Origin of the sequence: Sphingomonas sp. 8AM, assembly GCF_902506455.1 — a bacterium.
Classification (GTDB): Bacteria; Pseudomonadota; Alphaproteobacteria; order Sphingomonadales; family Sphingomonadaceae; genus Sphingomonas.
Genome location: NZ_LR733844.1, coordinates 1,674,984 through 1,699,568, shown reverse-complemented (window position 1 = coordinate 1,699,568; position 24,585 = coordinate 1,674,984). Strand labels below are relative to the sequence as shown.

The 24,585-nt window shown below is 66.2% G+C and carries 24 protein-coding genes and 1 tRNA gene; 21 read left to right on the top strand and 4 right to left on the bottom strand.

Translation table 11 applies throughout. The annotated features are described in order from the left end of the window. The first annotated feature begins 87 nt into the window (after nucleotides 1–87). Nucleotides 88–1,332, top strand: a complete 1,245-nt coding sequence (locus BACI71_RS08045; RefSeq protein WP_236552900.1) for a hypothetical protein — start codon at nucleotides 88–90, stop codon at nucleotides 1,330–1,332. A gap of 59 nt (nucleotides 1,333–1,391) precedes the next feature. Here BACI71_RS08045 and BACI71_RS08040 read toward each other — a convergent pair whose 3' ends face one another. Continuing rightward, nucleotides 1,392–1,853 (bottom strand): Lrp/AsnC family transcriptional regulator, encoded by a 462-nt coding sequence (locus tag BACI71_RS08040; RefSeq protein ID WP_159761010.1) that lies wholly within the window; start codon nucleotides 1,851–1,853, stop codon nucleotides 1,392–1,394. A gap of 226 nt (nucleotides 1,854–2,079) precedes the next feature. On the opposite strand from BACI71_RS08040, the gene BACI71_RS08035 reads away from it, so the two are divergent. The 3 genes from BACI71_RS08035 to BACI71_RS08025 all read left to right on the top strand — a co-directional run bounded on the left by BACI71_RS08035 (nucleotide 2,080) and on the right by BACI71_RS08025 (nucleotide 4,014). Further along, nucleotides 2,080–3,633 carry a histidine kinase dimerization/phospho-acceptor domain-containing protein gene (locus BACI71_RS08035; protein ID WP_236552899.1) on the top strand — a complete coding sequence of 518 codons (1,554 nt, stop codon included), beginning with the start codon at nucleotides 2,080–2,082 and terminating at the stop codon, nucleotides 3,631–3,633. A 48-nt stretch (nucleotides 3,634–3,681) separates the two neighbouring features. Further along, nucleotides 3,682–3,757, top strand: a tRNA-Ile gene (locus BACI71_RS08030). 53 nt (nucleotides 3,758–3,810) lie between these two features. Further along, the gene (locus BACI71_RS08025) at nucleotides 3,811–4,014 is read left to right on the top strand and encodes a DUF5818 domain-containing protein (protein ID WP_159757315.1); all 204 of its coding nucleotides are present in this window, start codon (nucleotides 3,811–3,813) and stop codon (nucleotides 4,012–4,014) included. A 46-nt stretch (nucleotides 4,015–4,060) separates the two neighbouring features. Here the strand turns inward: BACI71_RS08025 and BACI71_RS08020 are convergent, their stop codons facing one another. Further along, complete coding sequence (locus tag BACI71_RS08020; protein ID WP_159757313.1) at nucleotides 4,061–5,281, bottom strand: NADP-dependent isocitrate dehydrogenase; 1,221 nt, start codon at nucleotides 5,279–5,281, stop codon at nucleotides 4,061–4,063. Nucleotides 5,282–5,388: 107 nt separating this feature from the next. Here BACI71_RS08020 and BACI71_RS08015 point away from each other — a divergent pair, with 107 nt between their 5' ends. The 15 genes from BACI71_RS08015 (at nucleotide 5,389) to BACI71_RS07945 (ending at nucleotide 19,291) form a co-directional block, all read left to right on the top strand. Then, a complete protein-coding gene (locus BACI71_RS08015; protein WP_159757311.1) occupies nucleotides 5,389–6,111 on the top strand; it encodes a phosphatidylserine decarboxylase in 723 nt (240 codons plus the stop codon). Nucleotides 6,112–6,121: 10 nt separating this feature from the next. Further along, on the top strand, nucleotides 6,122–6,934 hold the full coding sequence (locus BACI71_RS08010; RefSeq protein WP_159757309.1) for a CDP-alcohol phosphatidyltransferase family protein: 813 nt from the start codon (nucleotides 6,122–6,124) through the stop codon (nucleotides 6,932–6,934). 470 nt (nucleotides 6,935–7,404) lie between these two features. Continuing rightward, on the top strand, nucleotides 7,405–8,208 hold the full coding sequence (rpsB, locus tag BACI71_RS08005) for a 30S ribosomal protein S2 (RefSeq protein WP_159757307.1): 804 nt from the start codon (nucleotides 7,405–7,407) through the stop codon (nucleotides 8,206–8,208). A 108-nt stretch (nucleotides 8,209–8,316) separates the two neighbouring features. Next, entirely contained in the window at nucleotides 8,317–9,249 is a 933-nt protein-coding gene (tsf, locus tag BACI71_RS08000; RefSeq protein WP_159757305.1) for a translation elongation factor Ts, read from the top strand. A 193-nt stretch (nucleotides 9,250–9,442) separates the two neighbouring features. Next, entirely contained in the window at nucleotides 9,443–10,186 is a 744-nt protein-coding gene (gene pyrH / locus BACI71_RS07995) for a UMP kinase (RefSeq protein WP_201297330.1), read from the top strand. Further along, nucleotides 10,173–10,730 (top strand): ribosome recycling factor, encoded by a 558-nt coding sequence (gene frr / locus BACI71_RS07990; RefSeq protein WP_159757301.1) that lies wholly within the window; start codon nucleotides 10,173–10,175, stop codon nucleotides 10,728–10,730. Before pyrH ends, frr begins: the two co-directional genes overlap by 14 nt. 28 nt (nucleotides 10,731–10,758) lie before the next feature. Then, nucleotides 10,759–11,490, top strand: coding sequence for an isoprenyl transferase (locus tag BACI71_RS07985; RefSeq protein WP_159757299.1), 732 nt, complete (start codon nucleotides 10,759–10,761; stop codon nucleotides 11,488–11,490). Nucleotides 11,491–11,500: 10 nt separating this feature from the next. Next, complete coding sequence (locus BACI71_RS07980; RefSeq protein WP_159757297.1) at nucleotides 11,501–12,334, top strand: phosphatidate cytidylyltransferase; 834 nt, start codon at nucleotides 11,501–11,503, stop codon at nucleotides 12,332–12,334. Next, the gene (locus BACI71_RS07975; RefSeq protein ID WP_159757295.1) at nucleotides 12,331–13,488 is read left to right on the top strand and encodes a 1-deoxy-D-xylulose-5-phosphate reductoisomerase; all 1,158 of its coding nucleotides are present in this window, start codon (nucleotides 12,331–12,333) and stop codon (nucleotides 13,486–13,488) included. The genes BACI71_RS07980 and BACI71_RS07975 overlap by 4 nt, the downstream gene beginning before the upstream one ends. Beyond that, a complete protein-coding gene (locus BACI71_RS07970; RefSeq protein ID WP_159757293.1) occupies nucleotides 13,485–14,618 on the top strand; it encodes a M50 family metallopeptidase in 1,134 nt (377 codons plus the stop codon). Before BACI71_RS07975 ends, BACI71_RS07970 begins: the two co-directional genes overlap by 4 nt. Before the next feature lie 139 nt (nucleotides 14,619–14,757). Then, the gene (gene bamA, locus BACI71_RS07965; protein WP_159761006.1) at nucleotides 14,758–17,442 is read left to right on the top strand and encodes an outer membrane protein assembly factor BamA; all 2,685 of its coding nucleotides are present in this window, start codon (nucleotides 14,758–14,760) and stop codon (nucleotides 17,440–17,442) included. Beyond that, complete coding sequence (locus BACI71_RS07960) at nucleotides 17,442–18,110, top strand: OmpH family outer membrane protein (protein ID WP_159757291.1); 669 nt, start codon at nucleotides 17,442–17,444, stop codon at nucleotides 18,108–18,110. The genes bamA and BACI71_RS07960 overlap by 1 nt, the downstream gene beginning before the upstream one ends. Then, entirely contained in the window at nucleotides 18,107–18,595 is a 489-nt protein-coding gene (fabZ, locus tag BACI71_RS07955; protein ID WP_268894061.1) for a 3-hydroxyacyl-ACP dehydratase FabZ, read from the top strand. Before BACI71_RS07960 ends, fabZ begins: the two co-directional genes overlap by 4 nt. 91 nt (nucleotides 18,596–18,686) lie before the next feature. Beyond that, on the top strand, nucleotides 18,687–18,917 hold the full coding sequence (gene rpmE / locus BACI71_RS07950) for a 50S ribosomal protein L31 (protein ID WP_159757289.1): 231 nt from the start codon (nucleotides 18,687–18,689) through the stop codon (nucleotides 18,915–18,917). 50 nt (nucleotides 18,918–18,967) lie between these two features. After that, nucleotides 18,968–19,291, top strand: coding sequence for a PilZ domain-containing protein (locus BACI71_RS07945; RefSeq protein ID WP_159757287.1), 324 nt, complete (start codon nucleotides 18,968–18,970; stop codon nucleotides 19,289–19,291). Here the strand turns inward: BACI71_RS07945 and BACI71_RS07940 are convergent. Then, on the bottom strand, nucleotides 19,288–20,805 hold the full coding sequence (locus tag BACI71_RS07940; protein ID WP_236552898.1) for a glycerol-3-phosphate dehydrogenase: 1,518 nt from the start codon (nucleotides 20,803–20,805) through the stop codon (nucleotides 19,288–19,290). The genes BACI71_RS07945 and BACI71_RS07940 overlap by 4 nt on opposite strands. Nucleotides 20,806–20,942: 137 nt before the next feature. Here BACI71_RS07940 and BACI71_RS07935 point away from each other — a divergent pair, with 137 nt between their 5' ends. Then, nucleotides 20,943–21,737, top strand: a complete 795-nt coding sequence (locus tag BACI71_RS07935; protein ID WP_159757283.1) for an MIP/aquaporin family protein — start codon at nucleotides 20,943–20,945, stop codon at nucleotides 21,735–21,737. 17 nt (nucleotides 21,738–21,754) lie between these two features. Further along, on the top strand, nucleotides 21,755–23,251 hold the full coding sequence (gene glpK, locus BACI71_RS07930; protein WP_159757281.1) for a glycerol kinase GlpK: 1,497 nt from the start codon (nucleotides 21,755–21,757) through the stop codon (nucleotides 23,249–23,251). Nucleotides 23,252–23,303: 52 nt separating this feature from the next. Here the strand turns inward: glpK and BACI71_RS07925 are convergent, their stop codons facing one another. Continuing rightward, nucleotides 23,304–24,584 carry an MFS transporter gene (locus BACI71_RS07925; RefSeq protein WP_159757279.1) on the bottom strand — a complete coding sequence of 427 codons (1,281 nt, stop codon included), beginning with the start codon at nucleotides 24,582–24,584 and terminating at the stop codon, nucleotides 23,304–23,306. Between the last annotated feature and the right edge of the window lies 1 nt (nucleotide 24,585).

Sequence of the window (24,585 nt, the reverse complement as noted above, 5' to 3'; positions counted from 1 at the left end):
CGCGCGGTGGGCACTAGAGCAGCGACCGAGCGTTACGCCCGCGAAATCTGGAGAGACGTGTCGATGAAGACCCTTTCGAACGCCGTGATGGCTGTGCTTCTGGCTGGTGGTGCGACGGTCGCACTGTCGCAGCCGGCGGTGGCACAGAAGAAGAAGGAAGAGCAGAAGGGCGATCAGCTCAAGCTCAGCAACGAGGTTCGCGGCCCGGCCGCGCAGGCGCAGACCGCGCTCGCCACCAAGGATGTCGCGACCGCGACGCCGCTGGTCGCGGCAGTCGAGGCCGCTGCCAAGACCGACGACGAGAAGTACATCGCCGCCGCGCTGCGCCTCAACCTGGAGGTGATTCAGCCGGGCGGTCCGAACAACGCCAACCTCGCCGCGCCGCTTGACGCGCTGATCGCCAGCCCGCGTACCGCGCAGGCCGACAAGGCGAAATATGCGTATCAGCGCGGCGTGATCCAGGCGAATGCCAAGGATGCGGCGGGCGCGATGCGCTTCTTCGAGCAGGCGCAGCAGCTCGGCTACAACGATCCGAACCTGCCGCTCCAGCTCGTCAAGCTGAAGATGGACTCGGGTGATGTCGCCGGTGGATCCGCCGCGCTGGCCAAGATGGTCGACGAGCAGATGGCCGCGGGGCAGAAGCCGTCGGAAGACATTTTCCGCTATGCGATCGCCCGCAACAACCAGGCGAAGAACCCGACGGAGACCCGGGCGTGGATGCGTCGCTATCTGACCGCCTATCCGACCGCGAAGAACTGGCGCGACATGCTGGTGGTTTGGGGCATCCAGCCGCAGTCGATCGCCACGCTGGACAAGGCGCAGAAGGTCGACCTGTATCGCCTGCTGCGTTCGGGCAAGGCGCTGGCCGATCAGTACGATTATGAAATCTACGCACAGTGGACCTTCGATCAGGGCCTGCCGTGGGAATCGAAGGCGGTGCTGACCGAGGGCAAGGCCGCGGGCAAGATTCCGGCGAACAGCCCCGACGCCGGCAGCCTGCTGGCAGCCGCGAACAAGTCGATCTCGAACGAAGGTTCGATGGCCGCCGTCGAAGCGCGCGCGATGAAGGCGGCGGACGGCAAGCTCGCCGCGAGCACCGCCGACGCGTATCTGGGCACGGGCGAATATCCCAAGGCGATCGCGCTGTATCGCGCCGCGCTGCAGAAGGGCGGTGTCGACGCCAATGCCGTGAACACGCGTCTGGGCATTGCGCTGGCGAACTCGGGCGACAAGGCTGGCGCCAGGACCGCGTTCCAGGCGGTGACCGGTTCGCCACGCGCCGATATCGCGGGCTGGTGGATCGACTTCCTCGATCATCCGCCGGTCGCGTAAGCGCTCGATCCCGGGACGAAGGGAGAGGGGCGGCCGGTGGGTCGCCCCTTTTTCGTTGCTCAGCTGATCGGGACGCCGGCCTGCGCCTTGAAGGTGCGGATCGTCAGCGACGACTTGACGCTGGTGACATTGGGGGCGGAGGTCAGCTTGGTGGTCAGGATGCGCTGGAAGCTCTCCAGATCCTGCGCGACGATTTTCAGAATGAAGTCGATCTCGCCGTTGAGCATGTGACATTCACGCACTTCCGGGATCGCGGCGACATGCGCCTCGAACGCGGCGAGGTCCGGTTCGGCCTGACTGCGCAGGCTGACCATAGCGAAGACGGTGATCGGAAAGCCGAGCTTGGTTGCATCGCACTCGGCATGATAGCCGCGAATCACCCCGGCCTGCTCCAGCGCGCGGACGCGGCGCAGGCAGGGAGGCGCGGTCAGGCCGACCCGTTCGGCCAGCTCGACATTGGTCATCCGGCCGTCCTCCTGTAGGAGGGCCAGGATTTCACGATCGATCCGATCCAGGGACATCATATCTCACTCAACTGGCTACGCATCTTCGCGATAGCATCTGAAGCGACGGCTATAGGATTGTTGCGCTGAAACGCAATTGTCCAAAGCTGCTTCAATCCGGGATGACCCCGAAATCTCCGCGATGGCTCCGAAGCGGCCGCGTCTCTAGGTACGGCGGCGGGATCAACCCGCAAGAAACAAGAGGTCGATCGTTTCCGTGCGCTTCAACGACAGCCTGAGGACCGTGTTGGCAGCCGAGGCGCGCTCGGCGCTGGGCGCGCGTGCGACCTATCGGCAGCTGGTCGACCTGATCGCGCGGGGCCGGGCGCCTGCCGACGACACGCTGCTGACCCGATTGATCCAGTTGCGGGAACGGGTGCCGGAGGCAGTGCGGATCGCATGCGCTCGCGGACTGGCGCTGGTCGATGCGCCGCTGGCTCTGGTCACGCTATTTGCCACCGACACCGCCGAAGTCGCAGCAGCGACGCTGCGCGCGGTGCGGCTCGACGCGGCGGAGTGGGAGACGCTGCTGCCGCGGCTGGGGCCGGTCGGGCGCAGCGTGGTCAGGCAGCGCCGCGACCTGCCGCCATCGGTGGAGCGCGCGCTGGACAGCTTCGGCGGCAGCGATCTCCGGCTAAGCTACACGCCCGCCAGCGCTCCCGTCCCGATCGCCGGACCGGGTGTGCGCTTCGATATCGCTGATCTCGTCGAACGGATCGGTGCGCATCAACGCAAGGGTGGCGATCCGATCAGGCCGCTCGCCAGTTTCCAGTTCGAGACCGATGCCGCCGGGGTGATCCGCTGGCTGGACGCCGCTCCGCGCGGTGCGGTGATCGGGCTGACGCTCGACCCGCGCGCCGGCATCTGGGCCGGGGCGGCCGTCGACGGCGTCGCGTCGGGTGCGTTCCGCAAACGCGCGCCGTTCGCGGGTGCCCGGCTGCGCGTGCCCGGCGAGTCGGCGATCGCGGGCGAATGGCGGATCGCCGGCGTGCCGATGTTCGATCAGGCGACGGGCGGGTTCACGGGCATGCGTGGCGAGGCACGCCGCCCGCGCGCCGACGAACGCGCCGAGCGCGGTGTCGAGCGCGACCGTGCGGCGGGGGCCGAGGGACTGCGGCGACTGGTCCACGAACTGCGAACGCCGACCAGCGCGATCGCCGGCTTCTCCGAGTTGATCGAGCAGCAACTGTTGGGGCCGGTGGCGCCGACCTATCGCGAGCGGGCGGGGGACATCCGCCGCCGCGTCAGCGATCTGATCGGGGCCATCGAGGATCTCGACCTCGCGGCGCGGATCGACGGCCATGCGTTGGAACGCCGTGACGGCGTGACCCCCGCCTGCGCGCTGTTGGAGCAGATCGCGGACGATCTCGCGCCGCTCGCCGCGCTGCGTGGCGCGGCACTGGCCTTGCCGGCGGTGCGTGACGCGGCTTGGTCGGTGAATCCGCACGACGCGGAGCGACTGATCGCGCGGCTGCTGTCGACGGCCTTGTCGGCGGCTGCGCCGGGTGAGCAGCTCTCGATGGCGCTGGTCGGGGGCGTCGGGACGCTGGCACTCGCGCTGGTGCCGCCGGCGGCACTTGCGCATCGTGACGAGGCGAGTCTCTACGCGCTCGACGACGAGGACGCGTCGCGTGACGAAGGCGCGCCGCTGCTCGGGGTTGGTTTCGCGTTCCGGCTGGTCCGCAATCTCGCCGCCGAGATGGGCGGCCGGTTCGTAATCGCGCCGGCGCTGTTGACGCTGCTGCTACCGGCGGTCGAGGACGATGCCAGCGGGCATGCGACAGGCGGCGCCACGTAGGCGCTTGCCAGCGGGCCGGCCGCGGCGCTACGGGGCGGCGCGGTGTCGGGGCCTGTAGCTCAATGGTTAGAGCTGGCCGCTCATAACGGCTAGGTTGCGGGTTCGAGTCCTGCCGGGCCCACCACCGCCTTTCGGCGGCGCATTGCGCGTCGCGATCGACATCGCCATGTGCGGCCGATGAGCAGTATCGGCACCCCCATCGACGAAACCGGATTGTTGGTGCGCGAGCATGGCGCGTTCGTCCTGCAACGCGATCGCGGTGGCCGCTATGTGCTGGAGTTGCCGCGCGTGCCGGTCGATCACGTCCAGAAGCGTGTCCGCGTGCAGGGCGTGGTGTGCGGGGAGGGGCGCGTCGCCGCCGAAGGCGTCAGCGCCGCGTAGAAGAATGCCGGGCGACGGATCGTTCGTCCGCCGCCCGGGCATCAGGTCAGGCCCAGTTGGCCATCTTCTTCTCGAGGTTGACGCGAACCGCCTCGAAGAACTGCTCGGTGGTCATCCAGCGCTGGTCCGGGCCGATCAGGATCGCGAGATCCTTGGTCATGTCGCCGTTCTCGACCGTCTCGACGCAAACCTGCTCAAGCGTTTCAGCAAAGCGCGTCACGTCGGGCGTGTTGTCGAACTTGCCGCGGTACTTCAGCCCGCCGGTCCATGCGAAGATCGACGCGATCGGGTTGGTCGAGGTCGCCTTGCCCTGCTGGTGCTGGCGATAGTGGCGCGTGACGGTGCCATGCGCCGCCTCGGCCTCGATCGTCTTGCCGTCCGGGGTCATCAGCACCGAGGTCATGAGGCCGAGCGAGCCGAAGCCCTGCGCGACCTGATCCGACTGAACATCGCCGTCATAGTTCTTGCAGGCCCAGACGAACTCGCCGTTCCACTTGAGCGCGGAAGCGACCATGTCGTCGATCAGGCGGTGCTCGTAGACGATGCCGGCGGCCTTGAACTGGTCGGCGAACTCGCTCTCGAACACTTCGGCGAAGATGTCCTTGAAGCGGCCGTCATAGGCCTTGAGGATCGTGTTCTTGGTCGAGAGATACACCGGCCAGTTGCGGCCGAGCCCGTAGTTGAGCGAGGCACGCGCAAAGTCGCGGATCGACTCGTCGAGATTGTACATGCCCATCGCGACGCCCGACGACGGGAAATCGAACACCTCGTGCTCGATCGTCTCGCCGTTCTCGCCTTCCCACTTCATGGTCAGCTTGCCCTTGCCGGGCACCTTGAAGTCGGTCGCCTTATACTGGTCGCCGAAGGCGTGACGGCCGACGACGATCGGGTGCGTCCAGCCCGGGATCAGGCGGGGGACGTTCTTCATCACGATCGGCTCGCGGAAGACGACGCCGCCGAGGATGTTGCGGATCGTGCCGTTGGGCGATCGCCACATCTTCTTGAGGCCGAACTCCTCGACGCGCTGCTCGTCGGGGGTGATCGTCGCGCACTTCACGCCGACGCCATATTTCTGGATCGCCTTGGCGCTGTTGATCGTGACCTGATCGTCGGTGCGGTCACGCTCCTGGACGCCGAGATCGTAATAATCGAGATCGATGTCGAGGTATGGCTTGATCAGGCGCTCGCGGATCCATTCCCAGATGATCCGCGTCATCTCGTCGCCGTCGATCTCCACGACGGGCGTCTTTACCTTGATCTTCGCCATGCTCGCTTGTCCTTCGAGTGGGTGGTTTGGTGCGGCGATAGGGGGAAGGGGGGCAGGGATCAACCTACGGCGTTGTCACCGCGCGCTTCGCTCGATAGGACGAAGCGATGACTTCGCTCGACAAGCCGCCGGTCGTCACGACCACCGTCAAGTGGCGCTTTCCCGCCGTCCACCCGGAAGGGCAGAAATTCACCGCCATTGCGTTCGGCATCACCCTGTTGATGACGATCGTCTCCAAGGTATTCTTCTGGCCGTTTCTGGGACTTACCCTGTGGGTGGCGGCGTTCTTCCGCGATCCGGTGCGCACCACGCCGATCGGCGACGACCTGATCGTGTCGCCCGCCGACGGGCTCATCACCATGATCGAGCGCGTGCCGGTACCGCGTGAGCTGGTCGGCGATCTCGGCGAGGCCCCGATGGTGCGCGTCTCGGTGTTCATGTCGGTGTTCGACGTCCACATCAATCGCTCGCCGATCGCGGGGACGATCCGGCAGGTCGTCTATATCTCGGGCAAGTTCCTGAACGCCGATCTCGACAAGGCGTCCGAGGAGAATGAGCGCCAGCATTTCGTGGTCGAGGGCTTCGACGGCCGCCGCGTCGGGTTCACGCAGATTGCCGGGCTGGTGGCGCGCCGGATCGTCGGCTTCGCCAAGATCGGCGACATCGTCGCCGCCGGGCAGCGCGTCGGGCTGATCCGCTTCGGCAGCCGCGTCGACGTGTATCTGCCGGAAGGGTTCGAGCCGCAGGTCGCGCTGGGGCAGCGCGCCGTGGCGGGCGAAACGGTGCTGGGTCGCTTCGGCGTGCCGCGCATCACCGGCAAGTCGCAATAGGCGCGCGCCGATGAGACCGCCGCTTCGCCGTCCGCTCCGCCGCCCGCCGGGCGGCCTGCCATTGCGCGCGGTCGCCCCCAATGCGGTCACCGCGCTGGCGCTATGTTCCGGTCTGTCGGGGATCCGGTTCGCGATCTCGGCGAACTGGGAACTGGCGGTGATGATGGTGCTGCTTGCCGGCGTGCTCGACGGCCTCGACGGGCGCGTCGCGCGCATGCTGCACGGGGAGAGCCGCTTTGGCGCCGAACTCGATTCGCTCTCCGACGCGATCTCGTTTGGCGTGTCGCCGGCGCTGATCCTGTATCTCTGGTCGCTTCACACGCTGCCGCGGTTCGGCTGGATGGCGGCGCTGGTACTCGCCGTCTTCTGCGCGCTGCGCCTTGCGCGCTTCAACGCGAACATCGATGCCGACGACCAGCCCCACAAGTCCGCCGGCTTCCTCACTGGCGTGCCTGCCCCCGCCGGTGCCGCACTGGCGTTGCTGCCCTTGTTCCTGTGGTTCGTCACCGAGGCGCCCGTCCTCCGCGATCCACGGCTGATCGCTCCGTGGACGGTAATGGTCGCGCTGTTGATGGTGTCGAGCCTTGCCACCTTCTCGACCGGCTCGCTGAAGCTCCGCCCCAACATCCGTTTCGAGGCGATCGCGATCGTTGTCGCGGTGGGTGCCGCGGCGGTCAGCGCGCCGTGGCAAACCGCTGCGGCGGCCGGGGTGGCCTATCTCGTCGCGCTGCCGTTCAGCGTCGCCAGCTACGCGCGGATCAAGCGGCTTCGCGCGAGCGCAGCGTCATCGACGCCACCGTCGAGCCTGCCGCCCAGCGCCTGACCGCGATCCGACGCTCGGCACGTACCAGCGTTGAGAGCGGCTCGAACCGGCCGCCGCCCGATTGTCCCCGCAATACCGCAGCGATCCGGGACGCTTGCGGAAGCACCGTTGCGGCCAGCGCATAAAGCGCCATCGTTGCCGCGCCGCCAAACACCATCACTGCCATCAAGGTTGCCATGCTCGCCTCCTCGCACATCGTGCGAACCGTCCCGCTGTAAATTCCCGCACAGCGGCGTGGTTCCTAAATCAGTGTCAGAGCGGACGTTTAGCAACATAGTTCCCGCTCTGTTCCATCGCCTTGTTCCAGCTATGTTCGCCTTTGTCAACAACCGGCCGGAACTTGCATTATAGGTGACGGTCGGGTAGGGCGCGCGCCTCAACCCCGCATGGGGAGCATTATCAACCGGTGCGCTGGCCTTTCAGGTCGCGTCACTCGCTCCCCAGAGGCTCAACCGGAAGGAAAACACACCATGGCGGCTCCTGTCGTCTCCATGCAGCAGCTCATTGAAACCGGCGCGCACTTCGGCCACCAGACCCACCGCTGGAACCCGAAGATGAAGCCCTACATCTTCGGCGAGCGTAACGGCGTCCACATCATCGACCTGTCGCAGACCGTGCCGCTGTTCGCGCGCGCGCTCGACTTCGTCAGCCAGTCCGTCGCGTCGGGCGGCAAGGTGCTGTTCGTCGGCACAAAGCGCCAGGCGCAGGAGCCGGTCGCCGAGGCGGCACGTCGCGCCGGCCAGCATTTCGTCAACCACCGCTGGCTGGGCGGGATGCTCACCAACTGGAAGACGATCTCGAACTCGATCAAGCGCCTGAAGAGCCTTGAGGAGCAGCTGTCGGGCAACACTGCCGGCCTCACCAAGAAGGAAGTGCTGCAGCTGACGCGCGAGCGCGACAAGCTCGAGCTGTCGCTGGGCGGCATCCGCGACATGGGCGGCATCCCGGACGTGATGTTCGTGATCGACGCCAACAAGGAAGAGCTGGCGATCAAGGAAGCCAATACGCTCGGCATTCCGGTCGTCGCGATCCTCGATTCGAACGTGTCGCCCGACGGCATCGCCTTCCCGGTGCCCGCCAATGACGACGCGGCACGCGCGATCCGCCTGTATTGCGAGGCGATCGCCATCGCCTCGACCCGCGGCAACCAGCAGCAGCAGGCGAGCCGTGGCGTCGATCTGGGCGCGATGAGCGAGCCGCCGGCCGAAGAGGCGCTGGCTGCCGAGCCGGCCGCCGAGCCTGCAGCGGCCGAGGGCGAACCCGCCGCCGCGTAAAGCGAATGTCATGGAGGCGTCGTAATTGGCGCCTCCACTATTTTCCGATCGACGCGCGGCGATGCAGTATCGCCGCGCGTCGACTCCATCACAATCGAGGACAGTCAAATGGCCGATATCACGGCAGCGATGGTCAAGGACCTGCGCGAGAAGAGCGGCGCGGGCATGATGGACTGCAAGAAGGCGTTGAACGAGACCGGTGGTGACACCGACGCGGCGCTGGACTGGCTGCGCACCAAGGGTCTGGCTGCGGCGCAGAAGAAGTCGAGCCGCACCGCCGCCGAAGGTCTGGTCGGCGTCGCCGTCGCCGGCACCAAGGGTGCGGCGGTCGAGGTGAACTCCGAGACCGACTTCGTCGCGAAGAACGAGCAGTTCCAGAACTTCGTTCGTGAGGTGACGCAGATCGCCCTCGCCACCAGTGGCGACGTCGACGCGATCAAGGCGGAGAAGATGCCGTCGGGCACTACCGTCGAGGAGGTGCTGACCAACAACATCGCGACGATCGGCGAGAACCAGTCGATCCGCCGCGCGCGTCAGCTGAGTGTCGCGAACGGCGCGGTTGTCGCCTATGTCCACAACCAGCAGGCGCCGGGTCTGGGCAAGATCGGCGTGCTGGTCGCGCTGGAGAGCACCGCCGCCGACGACGTGCTGCAGGGTCTGGGCAAGCAGCTGGCGATGCACATCGCCGCCGCTTTCCCGAAGGCGCTGAACGAGAACGACCTCGACGAGGCCGAGATCGAGCGTGAGCGCGCGATCGCGACCGAGAAGGCGTCCGAGTCGGGCAAGCCGGCCGACATCATCGCCAAGATGGTCGAGGGCTCGATCGCCAAGTACCGCAAGGAGCACGCGCTGGTCAGCCAGCTGTTCGTCATGGACGGCAAGACCAAGATCAGCGACGTGGTCGCCAAGGCCGGCAAGGACGCCGGTGCCGAGATCGTGCTGAAGGATTATGTCCGCTTCCAGCTCGGCGAGGGCATCGAGAAGGAAGTCTCCGACTTCGCCGCCGAGGTCGCCGCCGCTTCGGGCGTGCCGCAGGGCTGATCCGCCCCGCTGCATCGCGGGCTTTCGCGGTGGCTGCCGGAATATTATGCCGCCGCTCCGGTTCAGACCGGGGCGGCGGTTCATTTTTTGTGCGGCGTGCGGCGCGCATCGCGAACGTGTCAACCCATTGCCAGCCGCGCACCCGCCGCTTAGGGTCCGCGCCGCTTCGCCCTCCCACAACAACGGAATTCCTGTGACCGAGCCCCGCTACAAACGCATTCTGCTCAAGCTGTCGGGCGAGGTCCTGATGGGGCAGGGCGGGCTCGCGATCGACACCGCCGTGACCGCGCGCGTCGCCGAGGAAATCGCCGGCGTGAAGGCGCAGGGCTATGAGCTGTGCATCGTTGTGGGCGGTGGAAACATTTTTCGCGGCATTTCCGGCGCGGCGAATGGCATGGAGCGCGCGACCGCCGACTACATGGGGATGCTGGCGACGGTCATGAACGCGCTGGCGGTGCAGAACGCGCTGGAGACGATCGGCGTCGACACGCGCGTCCAGTCGGCGATCCCGATGCATTCGGTCTGCGAGCCGTTCATCCGGCGTCGCGCCGAGCGGCATCTGGAGAAGGGCCGCGTGGTGATCTTCGCCGCCGGCGTCGGCTCGCCGTTCTTCACGACCGACAGCGGCGCAGCGTTGCGCGCTGCCGAGATGAATTGCGACGCCTTGTTCAAGGGTACCTCGGTAGACGGCGTCTATGATGCCGATCCGAAGAAGGTGGCCGATGCGAAGCGTTATGACACAGTCAGTTACGACATGGTTCTGGCAAAGAACCTGAAGGTGATGGATGCCAGCGCAGTGGCGCTGTGCCGTGATTCGGACATTCCGATCGTCGTGTTCAACATCCGCGAGCATGGCAATTTTGCCGCCGTGCTGGACGGCAAGGGCGTGTCGACGGTCGTGCAGAAGAAGATGGAGACTATCGATGCCCGCGTATGACAAGGCCGATCTCGAGCGGCGGATGAACGGCGCGATCGAAGCGCTGAAGGGCGATCTGAGCGGGTTGCGCACCGGCCGTGCCTCGACGTCGCTGCTCGATCCGGTGACGGTCGAAGTCTACGGCGCGCACATGCCGCTCAACCAGGTCGCGACCGTTTCGGTGCCCGAGCCGCGGATGCTGTCGGTGCAGGTATGGGACAAGACGAACGTCGGTCCCGTCGAAAAAGCGATCCGCTCGGCCGGACTCGGGCTCAACCCGATCAATGATGGCCAGACGCTCCGGCTGCCGATCCCGGATCTGACCGAGGAGCGCCGCAAGGAGCTGGCGAAGCTGGCCGGGCAATATTCGGAGAAGGCCAAGATCGCGGTGCGCAACGTCCGCCGCGACGGCATGGACGCGCTGAAGACCGACGAGAAGAAGAATGTCATCTCCGAGGACGATCGCAAGCGCCTGGAGACCGAGGTGCAGAAGCTGACGGACGCGACGATCGCCGACATCGACGCGGTATCGGCCGCGAAGGAAAAGGAAATCCTCAACAAGTGACGTCGTGCGCGCTTCGGGGAGGGATTTGATGGCGACCGCGGCGATCCCGCAGGCCGCACCCGCCGTCCTGCCGCGTCATGTGGCGATCATCATGGACGGCAACGGCCGTTGGGCCGCCGCGCGGCGGCTGCCCCGGGCGATGGGGCATCGTGCGGGGGTTGAGGCGGTGCGGAGCGTGACGCGCGCCGCACGTGCGATCGGGATCGAGGCGCTGACGCTCTACGCCTTCTCCTCGGAGAACTGGCGGCGGCCGGCCGAGGAGATCGGCGGATTGATGAAGCTGCTCAAGCTGTTCATCCGCAACGATCTCGCCGAGCTGGTCCGCGAGGATGTGCGGTTGCGCGTGCTGGGTGACTATCGCCGCTTTCCCGAAGATGTCGTCGCGCTGATCGACGATGCGCTGGCACGAACCGCCGCCAATCGCGGCCCGATCCTCGCGATCGCGCTGAACTATGGCGCGCAGGCCGAGCTGGTCGCGGCGGCGCAGTCGCTCGCGGCGCGTGCTGCCGACGGCACGCTCGATCCGGCGACGATCGACGCCGAGGCGATCGAGGCGCAGCTCGAAACGCATGACTTGCCACCGCTCGATCTGCTGATCCGCACGTCGGGTGAGCAACGGCTGTCGAATTTTCTCCTTTGGCAGGCGGCTTATGCCGAGCTGCTGTTCGTCGATACGCTGTGGCCCGACTTCGACGCCGACGCGCTGGCCGGGGCGGTCGACGCTTTCGGTCAGCGCCAGCGCCGGTTCGGCGGGCTGTGATCCACCGCGCATGAGCGACGACGCCCCGCTTCCGCCGACGCCGGACGCGAAATTGCGGACGCCATCGAACCTGCGGCTGCGGATGATCGCCAGCGTCGGCATGATCGCGGTCGCCTCGGTCGCGCTGGTCGTTGGCGATGTCGCCTTCTGGCTGCTCGCGGTGGTGATCGCGCTGTTCATGATGGCCGAATGGTCGGACCTTCACCATGTCGATGCCCGCACCAAGCGACTGGCGCAAATGGCATTGAGCGTGCCGCTGGCGACGATGGCACCCGCCTGGCTCATCATCGAGCCGCATGACTTCTTTACGCTGGGGCTGATCGGTGGGGCGGCGTTCTTCGTGGTGATCGTCACCAGGCTGCCGCGACTTGCGGCTGGCGTCGTTTATTGCGGCGTGCCGGTGTTGGCGTTGGTGGTGTTGCGGCGCCATGACGCGCACGGGCTGCTTTATGCCTTTTGGGCGATGGCATTGGTCTGGGCGTGCGACATCGGCGCGTTCTTCGCCGGGCGCTCGATCGGTGGACCGAAGCTGGCGCCGCGGCTGTCGCCGAACAAGACCTGGGCCGGACTGATCGGCGGCACCATCGCGGCGGGCGCGCTTGGGCTGGTGCTTCATGTCACTGCCGGGCTGCCATTGGCGCTGGCGCTATGCTCGCCGGTGCTGGCGGTATTGGCGCAGCTCGGGGACCTGTATGAAAGCTGGTTGAAGCGGCGCGCCGGCGTGAAGGACTCGGGCAATATCCTCCCCGGCCATGGCGGCGTGCTCGACCGGCTCGACGGGTTGGTGCCGGTCGCGCCGGTTGCCGCGATCCTGGTGCTGACCCTCACGGGTTTGGCGGCATGAGGACCGTCAATATTCTCGGCGCGACCGGCTCGGTCGGCACTTCGACACTCGACCTCGTCGAACGCGCGCCGGAGGCGTTCCGGGTGCGCGCGCTGACCGCTAATTGCGATGTCGACGGGCTTGCCGCGGCAGCGATCCGCACCAATGCCGAGCTGGCGGTGGTCGCCGACGAGGCGTGCCTCGAAGCGCTGCGCACCGCGCTTGCGGGAACCGGGATCGCCATCGCGGGCGGGGCGCAGGCGGTATGCGACGCAGCGGCGAACGGCGCGGACTGGACGATGGGGGCGATCGTCGGCTGCGCGGGCCTGCGACCGACGCTGGCGGCGATCGAGCAGGGCGGGACGGTGGTGCTCGCCAACAAAGAGCCGCTGGTCTCCGCGGGCGCGATCATCACCGCCGCCGCGGCGTGCCACGGCGCGACGCTGCTACCCGCCGACAGCGAGCATAACGCGATCTTTCAGTGCCTCGACCTAGCGCAGGTCGACCGCGTGCGGCGGATCATCCTGACCGCGAGTGGCGGGCCGTTCCGCGACTGGTCGCTGGCCGACATGGCGGCGGTGACGCCGGCGCAGGCGGTCGCGCATCCGAACTGGTCAATGGGCGCGAAGATCTCGGTCGACAGCGCGACGATGATGAACAAGGGGCTGGAGCTGATCGAGGCGGCAGCGCTTTTCCCAGTCGACGCCGAGCGGATCGAGATCGTCATCCACCGGCAGTCGGTGATTCACAGCCTCGTCGACTATGTTGATGGCTCGATGCTCGCACAACTCGGGCCGAGCGACATGCGCGTGCCGATTGCGCATTGCCTTGCCTGGCCGGAACGGATGGCGACCCCGATGGCGCCGCTCGACCTGGTAAAGATCGGCAGGCTCGACTTCGAAGCCCCTGACGAGACGCGTTTTCGTTCACTGGCGCTGGCGCGTGCTGCGGTGAATGCCGGCGGCGCGCGTCCTGCGATCCTGAACGCGGCAAACGAGATCGCCGTGGCAGCGTTTCTGAAAGGAGCCATCGGCTTTCTTGAAATCGCCGCAATCGTCGACGATACCCTGCAGCGCTACGACCCGGCCGCGCCGAAAACGCTCGACGCGGTACTCCACGTCGATGCGGAAGCGCGGCAATTAGCGGGCGAGCGCGTGAAGGATTGCGTGGCTTGATCCAGACACCCGGACTATTGCTGACCGTTCTCGCCTTCTTTCTGGTGATCGGTCCGCTCGTCTTCATTCATGAAATGGGACATTATCTCGCCGGACGCTGGTTCGGCGTGAAGGCGGACGCCTTTTCAATCGGCTTCGGGCGCGAGGTCGCGGGCTGGACCGACAGGCGCGGTACGCGCTGGAAGCTGGCGTGGCTGCCGCTGGGCGGATACGTGAAGTTCGCGGGCGACATGAACCCGGCAAGCCAGCCGACCGGCGAGTGGCTGGCGCTGTCGCCCGCCGAGCGCGCGCAGACGTTCCAGGCCAAGCCGGTATGGCAGCGCGCGATCATCGTTGCAGCCGGGCCGTTCGTGAATTTCATACTCGCGATCCTGATCCTCGCCGGCTTCGCCATCGCTTACGGCGACGCACGGACCCCGAGTGTTGTAGGACAGGCCATCCCCGGCACGGCCGCCGCCGCTGCGGGCTTGCAGGCCGGCGACCGCGTCACGGCGCTCGGCGGCCGGCCGGTCGAGACGTTCGAAGACATGGTCCGGTTCGTGAAGATCCGGGCGGGCGAGCGGGCGCGGGTCGACTATGTCCGCGGCGCCACTCCGGCCAGCGTCGAGGCGGTGATCGGCACGCAGGAACAACGCGACCGCTTCGGCAACAGCTACCGCGTCGGGCTGCTCGGCATCTCGCCGGCCGCCCCGGTGATCGAGCGGGTCGGGGTGCTGGAAGCGCCGGTCATCGCGGTGCGGCGCACCGGGCAGATCGTCGGGATGATGGTGGAGACGATCGGCCAGATCATTTCCGGACGGCGCTCGGTCAAGGAACTCGGCGGGCCGCTGTCGATCGCGAAGGTGTCGGGCGAACAGATCACGCTGGGCCTGGACGCCTTCGTTTTCCTGATCGCGCTCGTCTCGATCAATCTCGGGTTCATCAACCTGCTGCCAGTGCCGATGCTGGATGGCGGGCACCTGCTCTTCTATGCAATCGAGGCGGTGCGACGCCGGCCGGTGGCGCCGGAGGCGGTGGAGTGGGCGTATCGCGGCGGGCTGGTGGCGGTGCTGGCGCTGATGTTGCTGGTGACGTTCAACGATCTGGGCAACTTCGGCCTCTGGCGGCATCTGGCCGGGTTGATCGGGTGAGCAAGGTAAGGCAGGGCGGCGCACGCGCCGAAGACCGGGCCTCGATGGACGGCGTTTACTCTCGGGTAGGAATGCAGTGACGGTGCTGAACACTTCGACTTCGCGGGCGCGTGCCTCGGCGACCTTGCTGGGCTGCACCATGCTGGCCGGTGTGCCGCTGGCCGCGACCGCCCAGACGCGCCCGGCCGCCAATGCAACCGTCCGTCCGGCGACGACTGCGCCTGCGGTGGCGCCGGCGGCGCAACAGGGCCCGGCGATCGCGCAGCCGGCCGCCCGCACGATCACGACGCTGCGCGTCGACGGAACGCAGCGGATCGAGCCGGAGACCGCCCTGAGTTATACCAAGCTGCGGCAGGGCGACAGCTACACCAACGAGACGCTCGATCAGGCGATCAAGGACCTTTACGCGAGCGACCTGTTCGCCGACGTGCAGATCGATGGCGCGGCGACCGGCAATATCGTGATCCGCGTGCGGGAAAATCCGATCATCAACCGCGTGATCTTCGAGGGCAACAAGCGGCTGAAGGAAGACAAGATCGGCAAGGAGGTGCGTCTCAAGCCGCGGCAGATCTTCACCCGTTCGGCGGTGCGCGCCGACGTAGCGCGGATCATCGAATTGTATCGCCGGCAGGGCCGCTTTGCTGCAACTGTCCAGCCCAAGATGGTCAGCCTCGACCAGAACCGCGTCGACGTGATCTTCGAGGTGAACGAGGGGCCGAAGTCGAAGGTTCGCCAGATCAACATCATCGGCAACCAGGTGTTCGACGATGGCAAGCTGCGCGCCCAGATGGCGACCAAGGAAGCGCGCTTTTACCGCCTTTTGTCGTCGGGGACATCCTACGATCAGGACCGCCTGGCCTACGACCAGCAGAAGCTGCGGCAATTTTATCTGACCGAAGGATATGCTGATTTCCGGGTGACCTCGGCGGTCGCCGAGCTGACGCCCGACCGCAAGGACTTCATCATCACCTATGTGGTCGAGGAAGGCCCGCGGTATAAGTTCGGCGACGTCACGGTCGACAGCGATATCCGTGACTTCGACGGGAAGAAGCTCGCCGCCGGGTTACCGATCAAGAAGGGCGACTGGTATAACGCCAAGGCCGTCGAGGACACCGTCGACAATCTGAGCGAGACGGCCGGGCTGTTCGGCTATGCGTTCAGCAACGTCGCGCCCGAATTCCAGCGTGACCGTGAAACGTTGACGATGTCGATCAACTTCCACATCGGTCAGGCGCAGCGCACCTACGTCGAGCGCGTTGATATTACCGGCAACACGCAGACGCAGGACAAGGTGATCCGGCGCGAGGTGCGTCTGGGCGAGGGTGACGCGTTCAACAGCTTCCAGGTGAAGCGTTCGCAGGACCGCATCAATTCGCTCGGCTTCTTTCAGGACAAGTTCGAGATCAAGCAGACGCCGGGTTCCGCACCCGACCGCGTCGTGCTCGACGCCAATGTCGAGGAGCGGTCGACCGGCCAGTTGCAGCTCTCGGCAGGCTTCTCGAGCCTCGAGCGCTTCATCATCCAGGCCAACATCACGCAGAACAACTTTCGCGGCAAGGGTCAGACGCTCAGCGCCGGCGTCAATTACTCGACCTATTCCAAGTCGATCCAGCTGGGCTTCACCGAACCCTATGTGTTCGACAAGAACATTGCGCTGGGCGTCGACGTGTTCCGGCGCGACTATAACGCCTTTAATTTCATCGGTACCAACCGCAATACCACCTACAGTCAGGTTTCGACCGGCTTCCAGGTGCGTACCGGCGTGCCGCTGACCGAGTACTGGCAGCTCGCCGGCCGTTACGGCTTCTCCTATGACGAGGTCGGGCTGGACCAGAACAGCTTCTACACCAACGGCAAGTGCGACCCGCTCAAGGCCGGCCGCTATCTGTGTGACTCGCTGGGCAATCGTCTGACCTCGTCGGTCGGCTATTCGCTGATCTTCGACAGCCTCAACAGCCGGCTTCGTCCGACCGCGGGGCAGCGCTTCGTGTTCAGCCAGGATTTTGCGGGGCTGGGGGGCGATGTGAAGTACATCCGCTCGAAGCTAGACTTCTCGAAGTTCGTGAATCTCGGCAGCGGTTTCATTGGCTCGTTCGTGGGCGAGGGCGGCTATATCAAGTCGCTGGAGAAGTCGCGCGGCGAAGGCGTCGATCGCGTCCGTATCAACGACCGCTTCTATCTTGGCGAGCCGCAGTTCCGCGGCTTCGACATCCGCGGCGTCGGGCCGCGCGTTCAGCGACGCTATTACACGACCGACTCCGCGGGCAAGCAGGTGCTGATCACCGATCGCGACCAGTTGGTCGACGACGCGCTGGGCGGCACGGCCTACTATCTCGGCCGGTTCGAGGTCGAGATTCCGCTCGGCTCGGGCGCGCGCGAAATGGGGCTGCGGCCGTCGATCTATGCGCAGTTCGGCAGCCTGTTCAACATCACCCAGCCGCTGCCGACCGCGACGTTCCCGACAACCACCGATGCCAACGGCAACACGGTTGTGCTGCCGCTGCCCGTCAAGGATGCCGCGGGCAATCCGCTCTATTCGTACGTCAATGCCGGGGGCGCGCTGGTGCCGACCACCTGCGCCGCCGGTATCCCGAACGGCAATGGCGGATGTAACGGCATCGTCCCCAACTCACCGCAGATCGCGTCGCAGCCATTCGAGGAGCGCTTCCTCGGCAATTCGGCGCGGCCGCGTGTATCGGTGGGTGTCGGCGTCAACTGGAATTCGCCGTTCGGCCCACTGCGCATCGATCTCGCCAAGGCGCTGATCTCGCAGCCCGGCGACGACCGTAAGCTTATTACCTTCAACGTAGGGACGCAGTTCTGATGACCAACTTCAAGCACCTCCTGCTTGCCGCGGCGCTCGTGACGCCGGGCGCGTTCACCGCCGCTACCGCGACCGCGCAGGTTGCGGGTATCGCGGTGGGCGACCCCGAGGCGGCGGTTGCCAACTCCAAGGCGTGGGCCACCGCGCGCACGCAGATCCAGGCGACCTACAAGGCGCAGCTGGATCAGGCGAACACCCGCCGTCAGGCGATCACCACCGAGCTGCAGCCGCTCGTCGCCGCCTATCAGAAGGCCGCTGCCGCCCCCGGCGCGACCGAGGCATCGCTGCGCACGCAAGCGCAGGCGATCCAGACCCGCGAGCAGACCGCCAACGCCGAATTGCAGCGCCTGACGGCGCCGGCGAGCCGCGCGCAGGCCTATGCGGTCGAGCAGATTTCGGCCAAGCTGCCCGACGCGGTGAGCGGTGCGGTGCGTGCCAAGAACGTCAGCCTGCTGCTGCGTCCGAACGCCGCGCTGTTCGCGCAGCCGACCACCGACATCACCTCGGCGATCACCGCGGAGCTCGACCGGCTGGTGCCGACCGTCGGGATCACCCCGCCGGCGAACTGGCAGCCTGGCCAGCAGGGCGACGCGGCCGCCGGTGCGCCGGCAGCGACCGCGCCCGCGGCGGCTCCCGCGGCAGCTACCCGCGCGCCCACCGGCCGGTGAGCGAGGCGCCGGCCACCACGACGGGCGGGCCGATCGGCCCGCTCGAAATCGTGGACGTGATGGCGGCGCTGCCGCATCGTTATCCGATGCTGCTGGTCGACCGGGTCGAGGAGATCGTTCGCGATCGCTCGATCAGGGCGACCAAGGCGGTGTCGATCAACGAAGGCTTCTTCCAGGGGCATTTCCCCGGACGTCCGATCATGCCGGGCGTTCTGATCGTTGAGGCGCTGGCGCAGGCCGCGGGTGTGCTGGCGGTCGAGAGCCTCGGACTCGCCGGATCGGGCAAGCTGGTCTATTTCATGGCCATCGAGGGCGCGAAGTTCCGCAAGCCTGTCGAACCCGGTGTGTTGCTGTCGCTTGAGGTCGAGTTCGTCCAGAAGCGCTCGTCGGTGTGCAAGTTCGCCGGGGTCGCGAAGATCAACGGACAGGTTGCGGCAGAGGCCAATTTCACGGCGATGATCGCGGATCCGCCCAAGCGCGGCTGATCCACCACACGCTTTGACTTCGGCGCGCGTATCGATTAGGCGCGCGCCTTCCTTTCAGGCTGGTCGGAACCAGCCATTTCGGAGCACGACCATGAAGAAAGACACGCACCCCGACTATCACATGATCAAGGTCCAGATGACCGACGGCACTGTGTACGAGACGCGCTCCACATGGGGCAAGGAAGGCGACACGATGACGCTGGAAATCGACCCGCTGGCGCACCCGGCCTGGACCGGCGGTCGTGGTCAGTTGCTCGATTCGGGCGGCCAGGTCGCGCGCTTCAACAAGCGCTTCGGTGGCGGGCTCACGCTCCGCAAGTAAGTGCGACAGCCTTAACGTTGCGTTAAGCATGGCGGCGTAGGTTCGCCGCCATGTTCGCAGCCGAATATACGCCAGCCGCTCGTCCCTTCCGCCGCAGCAAGCGCGCGCGACTCGAGCTCGACACGCCCGCAGAGCAAAGCGGGATGGCCCGCACCTTGTGCAAGGTCGTCGATTTGTCGGAGCATGGCTGCCGGCTGCTGACCTTCTCCAGCATGGACCGCAACCAGCCCATCTGGCTGAACCTTCCCGGGCTCGGGATGATCGCCGCGATGGTGGTATGGGCGGACGACCTCGTCGCCGGCTGCGTCTTCGCCTCTCCGCTTTCCGCGGACGCCTTCAACGCATTGGTCAGTCGCCACGGACTGATCCATTAGCCATTGATGAGGCTTGCAAGATAGTCGTCGACCCGCGCCGCCGTCTCCGGCGGGACGTGGACTCCAAGCTTGCTGCGGCGATAGAGGATGTCCTCGGCTGAGCGTGCCCATTCCTCGACCCGCAGATAATCGACCTCTCGGGTCGACAGGCCGGCGCCCAGGTCATCGCCCAGATCCGCCGGGGATTGCGCATTACCCAGCATCCGCTCGGCGCGCGTGCCATAGGCGCGCACGAGGCGGTGCAGCAGCGGCGGGGGAAACGCCGCATAGCGCCGCTGGAGCGTTGCAAGGTAGCGTTCAACGTCGAGATCGGCGATGTCGCCACCGGGAAGCGTGGCGTCAGCAGTCCATGCCGGTCCGATGCCGGGGAAGAAGCGGGTGAGTTCCCGCAGCGCATGTTCGGCAAGCTTGCGATAAGTAGTGATCTTGCCGCCAAAAATGCTGAGCATCGGCGCGCCGTCGGTCCCTGTGTCGAGATCGAGCACATAGTCGCGCGTCACCGCTGAGGCACTGGTGGCGTGGTCGTCGTAGAGCGGGCGGATTCCGGAATAGCTCCAGACGATCTCGTCCTGGAGCACCGGGCGTTTGAAATAGCGCGCGATGGTGTCGAGCAAATAGGTGGTCTCCTGATGGTCGATGGTCGCGCGGCCTGGCGCTCCCTGCCAGGCTTCGTCGGTCGTCCCGACCAATGTATAATGCTGCTCATAGGGGATGGCGAATACCACCCGACGGTCGGGGTTCTGGAGCAGGAAGGCGTGTGCGCCGTCATAGAGCCGCGGCACGACGATGTGACTGCCCTTGACGAGTCGCACGCCGCGATCCCGCCGCGCATCGGGTACCTTTCCAAGCACGTCAGCCACCCATGGGCCGGCAGCGTTGACGACCGCGCGGGCGCGCACGGAGCGTTGTCCCGCCGTATCCTCGATCGTCGCCACCCAGTCGCCTCCGTTTCGCCGGGCATCGATGAGCCGGGTCCTGGTGAGGATCGTCGCGCCGCGATCGGCGGCGTCACGCGCGTTCAGCACGACCAGTCGACTGTCTTCGACCCAGCAATCCGAATAGACGAACGCCTTGGGATTGCCGGGCTTCAGTCCTCGACCGACCGGATCGCGGTCGAGCGCGACGGTGCGGGTGGCGGGCAGCCGTTTACGACCGCCGAGATGATCGTACAGGAACAGACCCAGCCGGACGAGCCACGCCGGACGTGGCGAATTGCTTTGCGGGAGCACGAACTCCAGCGGCCAGATGATGTGCGGTGCCATCCGCCAAAGTCGCTCGCGCTCGATCAGCGCCTCGCGAACCAGCCGGAACTCGCGATATTCGAGATAGCGGAGGCCACCGTGGATCAGCTTGGTAGAGGCAGACGAGGTATGGCTCGCCAGATCCTCCTGTTCGACGAGCAGTACCGACAATCCGCGGCCCGCCGCGTCGCGCGCGATACCTGTGCCGTTGATCCCGCCGCCGACGATCAGCAGGTCGACCTCTTCGTCGAGGGCTTGGTTCGGATGCTGCACGGGAAGCGCCTCATAACGGTTGGGTCGGGCCAACATATGGCAAGTTCAGGCTGCGCTTCAAACCGGCATTGACCTTGCTCGCAAACATAGGAAGGTATCGCACAGCGCCCCCATGAGGCGCGTGGGGAGGATGGTACGTGGCGCGGCAGCATGGCTTCAGGGGCGAACTGATCGCCGAGGCACTGGCGGTGACGATCATCATCACGCTTGGCAACTCCGCCGCGGCGATGCTGATCCTCTACGATCCAAGTCCCTATGCGACCGCCTATTGGGGCGTGTGCATCGCCTGGGGACTGGCCGTGACGCTGGCGATCTATGTAACCGGTGCCGTGTCCGGCACGCATGCCAACCCGGCGGTGACGATCGCACTCGCGATCTTCCGAGATTTCCCGAAACGCAAGATCCTGCCTTACGTGGCGGCGCAGATCGTCGGCGCGATGATCGGCGCGGCGCTGGTCTACCAATTGTTCGGCCCGGTGATCGAGGCATATAACAGCGCACACGGCCTGACCCGCGCCGCTGGTGGCGCAGCAGGCGTGTTCTTCACCGCGCCGGGCGCGCATATTACCCGGGCCCACGCGTTCTGGGACGAAGTGGTGCTGACCGCGATCCTGCTGCTCGGTATTTTCGCGATCACCGACGAGTTCAACACCCAGGCGCCGATGGCGAATGCCAGTGCGCTGATCATCGGCTTGCTCGTGGCGTGCATCGGTGCGTCGGCGGGCTATCTGGAGGGATGGCCGATCAATCCGGCGCGCGACTTTGGCCCACGGCTCTTTTGCTGGCTGATGGGCTGGGGCGACTCTGCGCTGCCCGGGCCCGGTAATTACTGGTGGGTGCCGATCGCGGGGCCGCTGGTCGGCGGGGTGACGGGCGCCGCCATCTACCAATATCTCGTGCGGCCCTACCTGCCGCCGCGCGCGCGCAACTGACAATCGAGGAGACAGACGTGGCGGGTCCGCAGCATATTCTCGCGATTGATCAGGGCACGACGTCGACGCGGGCGATCGTTTTCGGCGTCGACACGCGACCGGTCGCGACCGCGCAGCGCGAGTTCGCGCAGCAATACCCGCATCCCGGCTGGGTCGAGCACGATCCCGAGGACATCTGGCGCGACACGCTGGACACGGCGCGCGAGGCGATCCGGCAGAGCGGCGTTGGTGCGGAGGGCATCGCAGGGATCGGTATCACCAACCAGCGCGAGACGGTCGTCGTATGGGATCGCGCGACCGGCGCAGCGATCCACAACGCAATCGTCTGGCAGGATCGGCGTACCGCCGAACTCTGCGCGCGATTGAAGGAAGAAGGGCACGAGCGCGTCGTGCGTGCGAAGACCGGGCTGCTGCTCGACCCGTATTTCTCGGCGACGAAGCTGGCGTGGATCCTCGATCATGTGGAAGGTGCGCGGGAACGGGCGGAGAGAGGCGAGCTGGCGTTCGGCACGATCGACAGTTTCCTGCTCTGGCGGCTGACCAACGGCGCGGTGCATGCGACCGACATCACCAATGCCAGCCGCACCTTGCTCTACGACATCCATGCGCAGCGCTGGGACGAGGCGTTGTGCGCGCTGTTTGACGTGCCGATGGCGATGCTGCCCGAAGTGCACGACAACAGCCATATCTTCGGCCACACCGCCAACGGGCTGTTCGACGCTGCGATCCCGATCGCCGGCGTCGCGGGCGATCAGCAGGCGGCGCTGTTCGGGCAGGCGTGTTTCGCGACGGGAATGGTCAAATCGACCTATGGTACCGGCTGTTTCATGCTTCTCAACACCGGTGCGGAAGCGGTCGCATCCGAGCATCGATTGCTGACCACACCGGCCTACCGACTGGATGGGAAGGTGACCTATGCGCTGGAGGGGTCGATCTTCATTGCCGGCGCGGCGGTAAAATGGCTGCGGGACGGGATCGGCGTCATCACCCACGCCCGCGACACCGACGATATGGCGACGCAGGTCCCCGACAGTCACGGCGTCTATATGGTCCCGGCGTTCGTCGGGCTCGGCGCGCCTCACTGGGATCCGGATGCACGCGGCGCGATCTTCGGGCTGACGCTCGGCTCGACGCAGGCGCATCTGGCGCGGGCCGCGCTGGAGGCGGTCGGTTATCAGACGATGGATCTGGCGGACGCGATGGTCGCCGATGGCGGTGAACCGCCGGCGACGATCCGCGTCGACGGTGGAATGGCGGCGAACGACTGGCTGTGTCAGTTCCTCGCCGACATGCTGCAGGTCCCGGTCGAGCGGCCGCGGCATCTGGAGACGACCGCGCTCGGGGCTGCGTTTCACGCCGGGCTGGCGACAGGAGTCTGGAAGGATCTGGACGCCTTGACGGCAACCTGGGCGCGCGCTGCCTGCTTCGAGCCGAAGATGCCGGACGAGGCACGCGCAATCCTCGCGTCCGGTTGGCACGCGGCGCTTGCCAAGACGCTGACCGCGAGAAGCTAGAGGTAGAGGTAGAGGTAGAGGGGCGCCCGGGATCACGTGCGGGCGCAGGAGGTCAGCTGGCGATTTTGCGATCGAGCCTCGGCACCAGCAGGTGGACGAGCAAAAGAGCGATCAGGTAGGCGCTACCAGCCCACAGGAACACCGGCACATAGGTCCCTACCGTCTCAAGCACCTGCCCAACGTACTTCGCCATAATCATCCCGCCGATCGCGCCCGCCGCCCCGCCGATCCCCATCACCGAGGCGATCGACGTGCGCGGGAAGGTGTCGGACACCATCGTGTAGAGGTTGGACGACCAGCCCTGATGCGCGGCGGCCGCCAGCCCGATGATCGCTACCGCGGCGGTCAGGCTCGATACGCTGCTGGCGAAGACGATCGGCGTCACGAGGATCGCGGAAACGAGCAGCGCGAGTTTCCGTCCCGCATTGACGCTGAAGCCGCGCTTGATGAGCGCCGACGACAGCCAGCCGCCGCCGATGCTGCCGACGTCGGCGAGCAGATAGACCGCGATCAGCGGGGGGCCGAAGGTCTTGAGGTCAAGCCCGTGGCGCTTGGCAAAGAAATCGGGAAGCCAGAAGAGGAACAGATACCAGACCGGATCGGTAAGGAACTTGGCGATGACGAACGCCCAGGTCGCGCGGCGGCGGAACAGTTGCGACCAGCGGATCGGTTCGGTGCCGGCGTCATTGTCCTGATCGGCGGCGATATAGGCTAGCTCCTGCGCTCCGACGCGGGGATGTTGGGCCGGAGCACGATAGAAGAGCAGCCACGCCGCCAGCCAGAGGAAACCGAGCGCGCCGGTGATGAGGAAGGCCGCCTGCCACCCGTAGCTGAGCGCGATCATCGGCACGACGATCGGCGTTGCGATCGCGCCGACATTGGCGCCGGCGTTGAGGATGCCCGCAGCCAACGCACGCTCTTTCTTGGGAAACCACTCCGCCACCGACTTGATCGCTGCCGGAAAGTTGGCGGATTCACCGAGGCCCAAGGCGAAGCGGGCCATGGCGAACCCGCCGGGGCTGCGCACCAGCGCGTGGACCATGGCCGCGACGCTCCACAAGGTGATCGCGGCGGCATAGCCGAGCTTCGAGCCGACCTTGTCGATGATCGGCCCGCACGCCAGCAGGCCGATCGCATAAGCGGCCTGGAACCAGAAGACGATCGTGCCGTAGTCGATCTCGGACCAGCCAAGCTCCGACTGGAGCGTCGGCTTGAGGATGCCGATGACTTGCCGATCGATGTAGTTGATGGTCGTGGCAAAAAACAGCAGGGCGCAAATCACCCAGCGGATGTTGCCGCCGGCCTTTAGCGGTGCAGGTCGCTGATCGGTCATC

Coding starts and splice junctions, on each gene's coding strand:
- BACI71_RS08045 (WP_236552900.1), top strand. CDS start 88: ATGGCTGTGCTTCTGGCTGGTGGTGCGACGGTCGCACTGTCGCAGCCG.
- BACI71_RS08040 (WP_159761010.1), bottom strand. CDS start 1,853: ATGTCCCTGGATCGGATCGATCGTGAAATCCTGGCCCTCCTACAGGAG.
- BACI71_RS08025 (WP_159757315.1), top strand. CDS start 3,811: ATGAGCAGTATCGGCACCCCCATCGACGAAACCGGATTGTTGGTGCGC.
- BACI71_RS08020 (WP_159757313.1), bottom strand. CDS start 5,281: ATGGCGAAGATCAAGGTAAAGACGCCCGTCGTGGAGATCGACGGCGAC.
- BACI71_RS08015 (WP_159757311.1), top strand. CDS start 5,389: ATGACTTCGCTCGACAAGCCGCCGGTCGTCACGACCACCGTCAAGTGG.
- BACI71_RS08010 (WP_159757309.1), top strand. CDS start 6,122: ATGAGACCGCCGCTTCGCCGTCCGCTCCGCCGCCCGCCGGGCGGCCTG.
- rpsB (WP_159757307.1), top strand. CDS start 7,405: ATGGCGGCTCCTGTCGTCTCCATGCAGCAGCTCATTGAAACCGGCGCG.
- tsf (WP_159757305.1), top strand. CDS start 8,317: ATGGCCGATATCACGGCAGCGATGGTCAAGGACCTGCGCGAGAAGAGC.
- frr (WP_159757301.1), top strand. CDS start 10,173: ATGCCCGCGTATGACAAGGCCGATCTCGAGCGGCGGATGAACGGCGCG.
- BACI71_RS07985 (WP_159757299.1), top strand. CDS start 10,759: ATGGCGACCGCGGCGATCCCGCAGGCCGCACCCGCCGTCCTGCCGCGT.
- BACI71_RS07980 (WP_159757297.1), top strand. CDS start 11,501: ATGAGCGACGACGCCCCGCTTCCGCCGACGCCGGACGCGAAATTGCGG.
- BACI71_RS07975 (WP_159757295.1), top strand. CDS start 12,331: ATGAGGACCGTCAATATTCTCGGCGCGACCGGCTCGGTCGGCACTTCG.
- bamA (WP_159761006.1), top strand. CDS start 14,758: ATGCTGGCCGGTGTGCCGCTGGCCGCGACCGCCCAGACGCGCCCGGCC.
- BACI71_RS07960 (WP_159757291.1), top strand. CDS start 17,442: ATGACCAACTTCAAGCACCTCCTGCTTGCCGCGGCGCTCGTGACGCCG.
- rpmE (WP_159757289.1), top strand. CDS start 18,687: ATGAAGAAAGACACGCACCCCGACTATCACATGATCAAGGTCCAGATG.
- BACI71_RS07945 (WP_159757287.1), top strand. CDS start 18,968: ATGTTCGCAGCCGAATATACGCCAGCCGCTCGTCCCTTCCGCCGCAGC.
- BACI71_RS07925 (WP_159757279.1), bottom strand. CDS start 24,584: ATGACCGATCAGCGACCTGCACCGCTAAAGGCCGGCGGCAACATCCGC.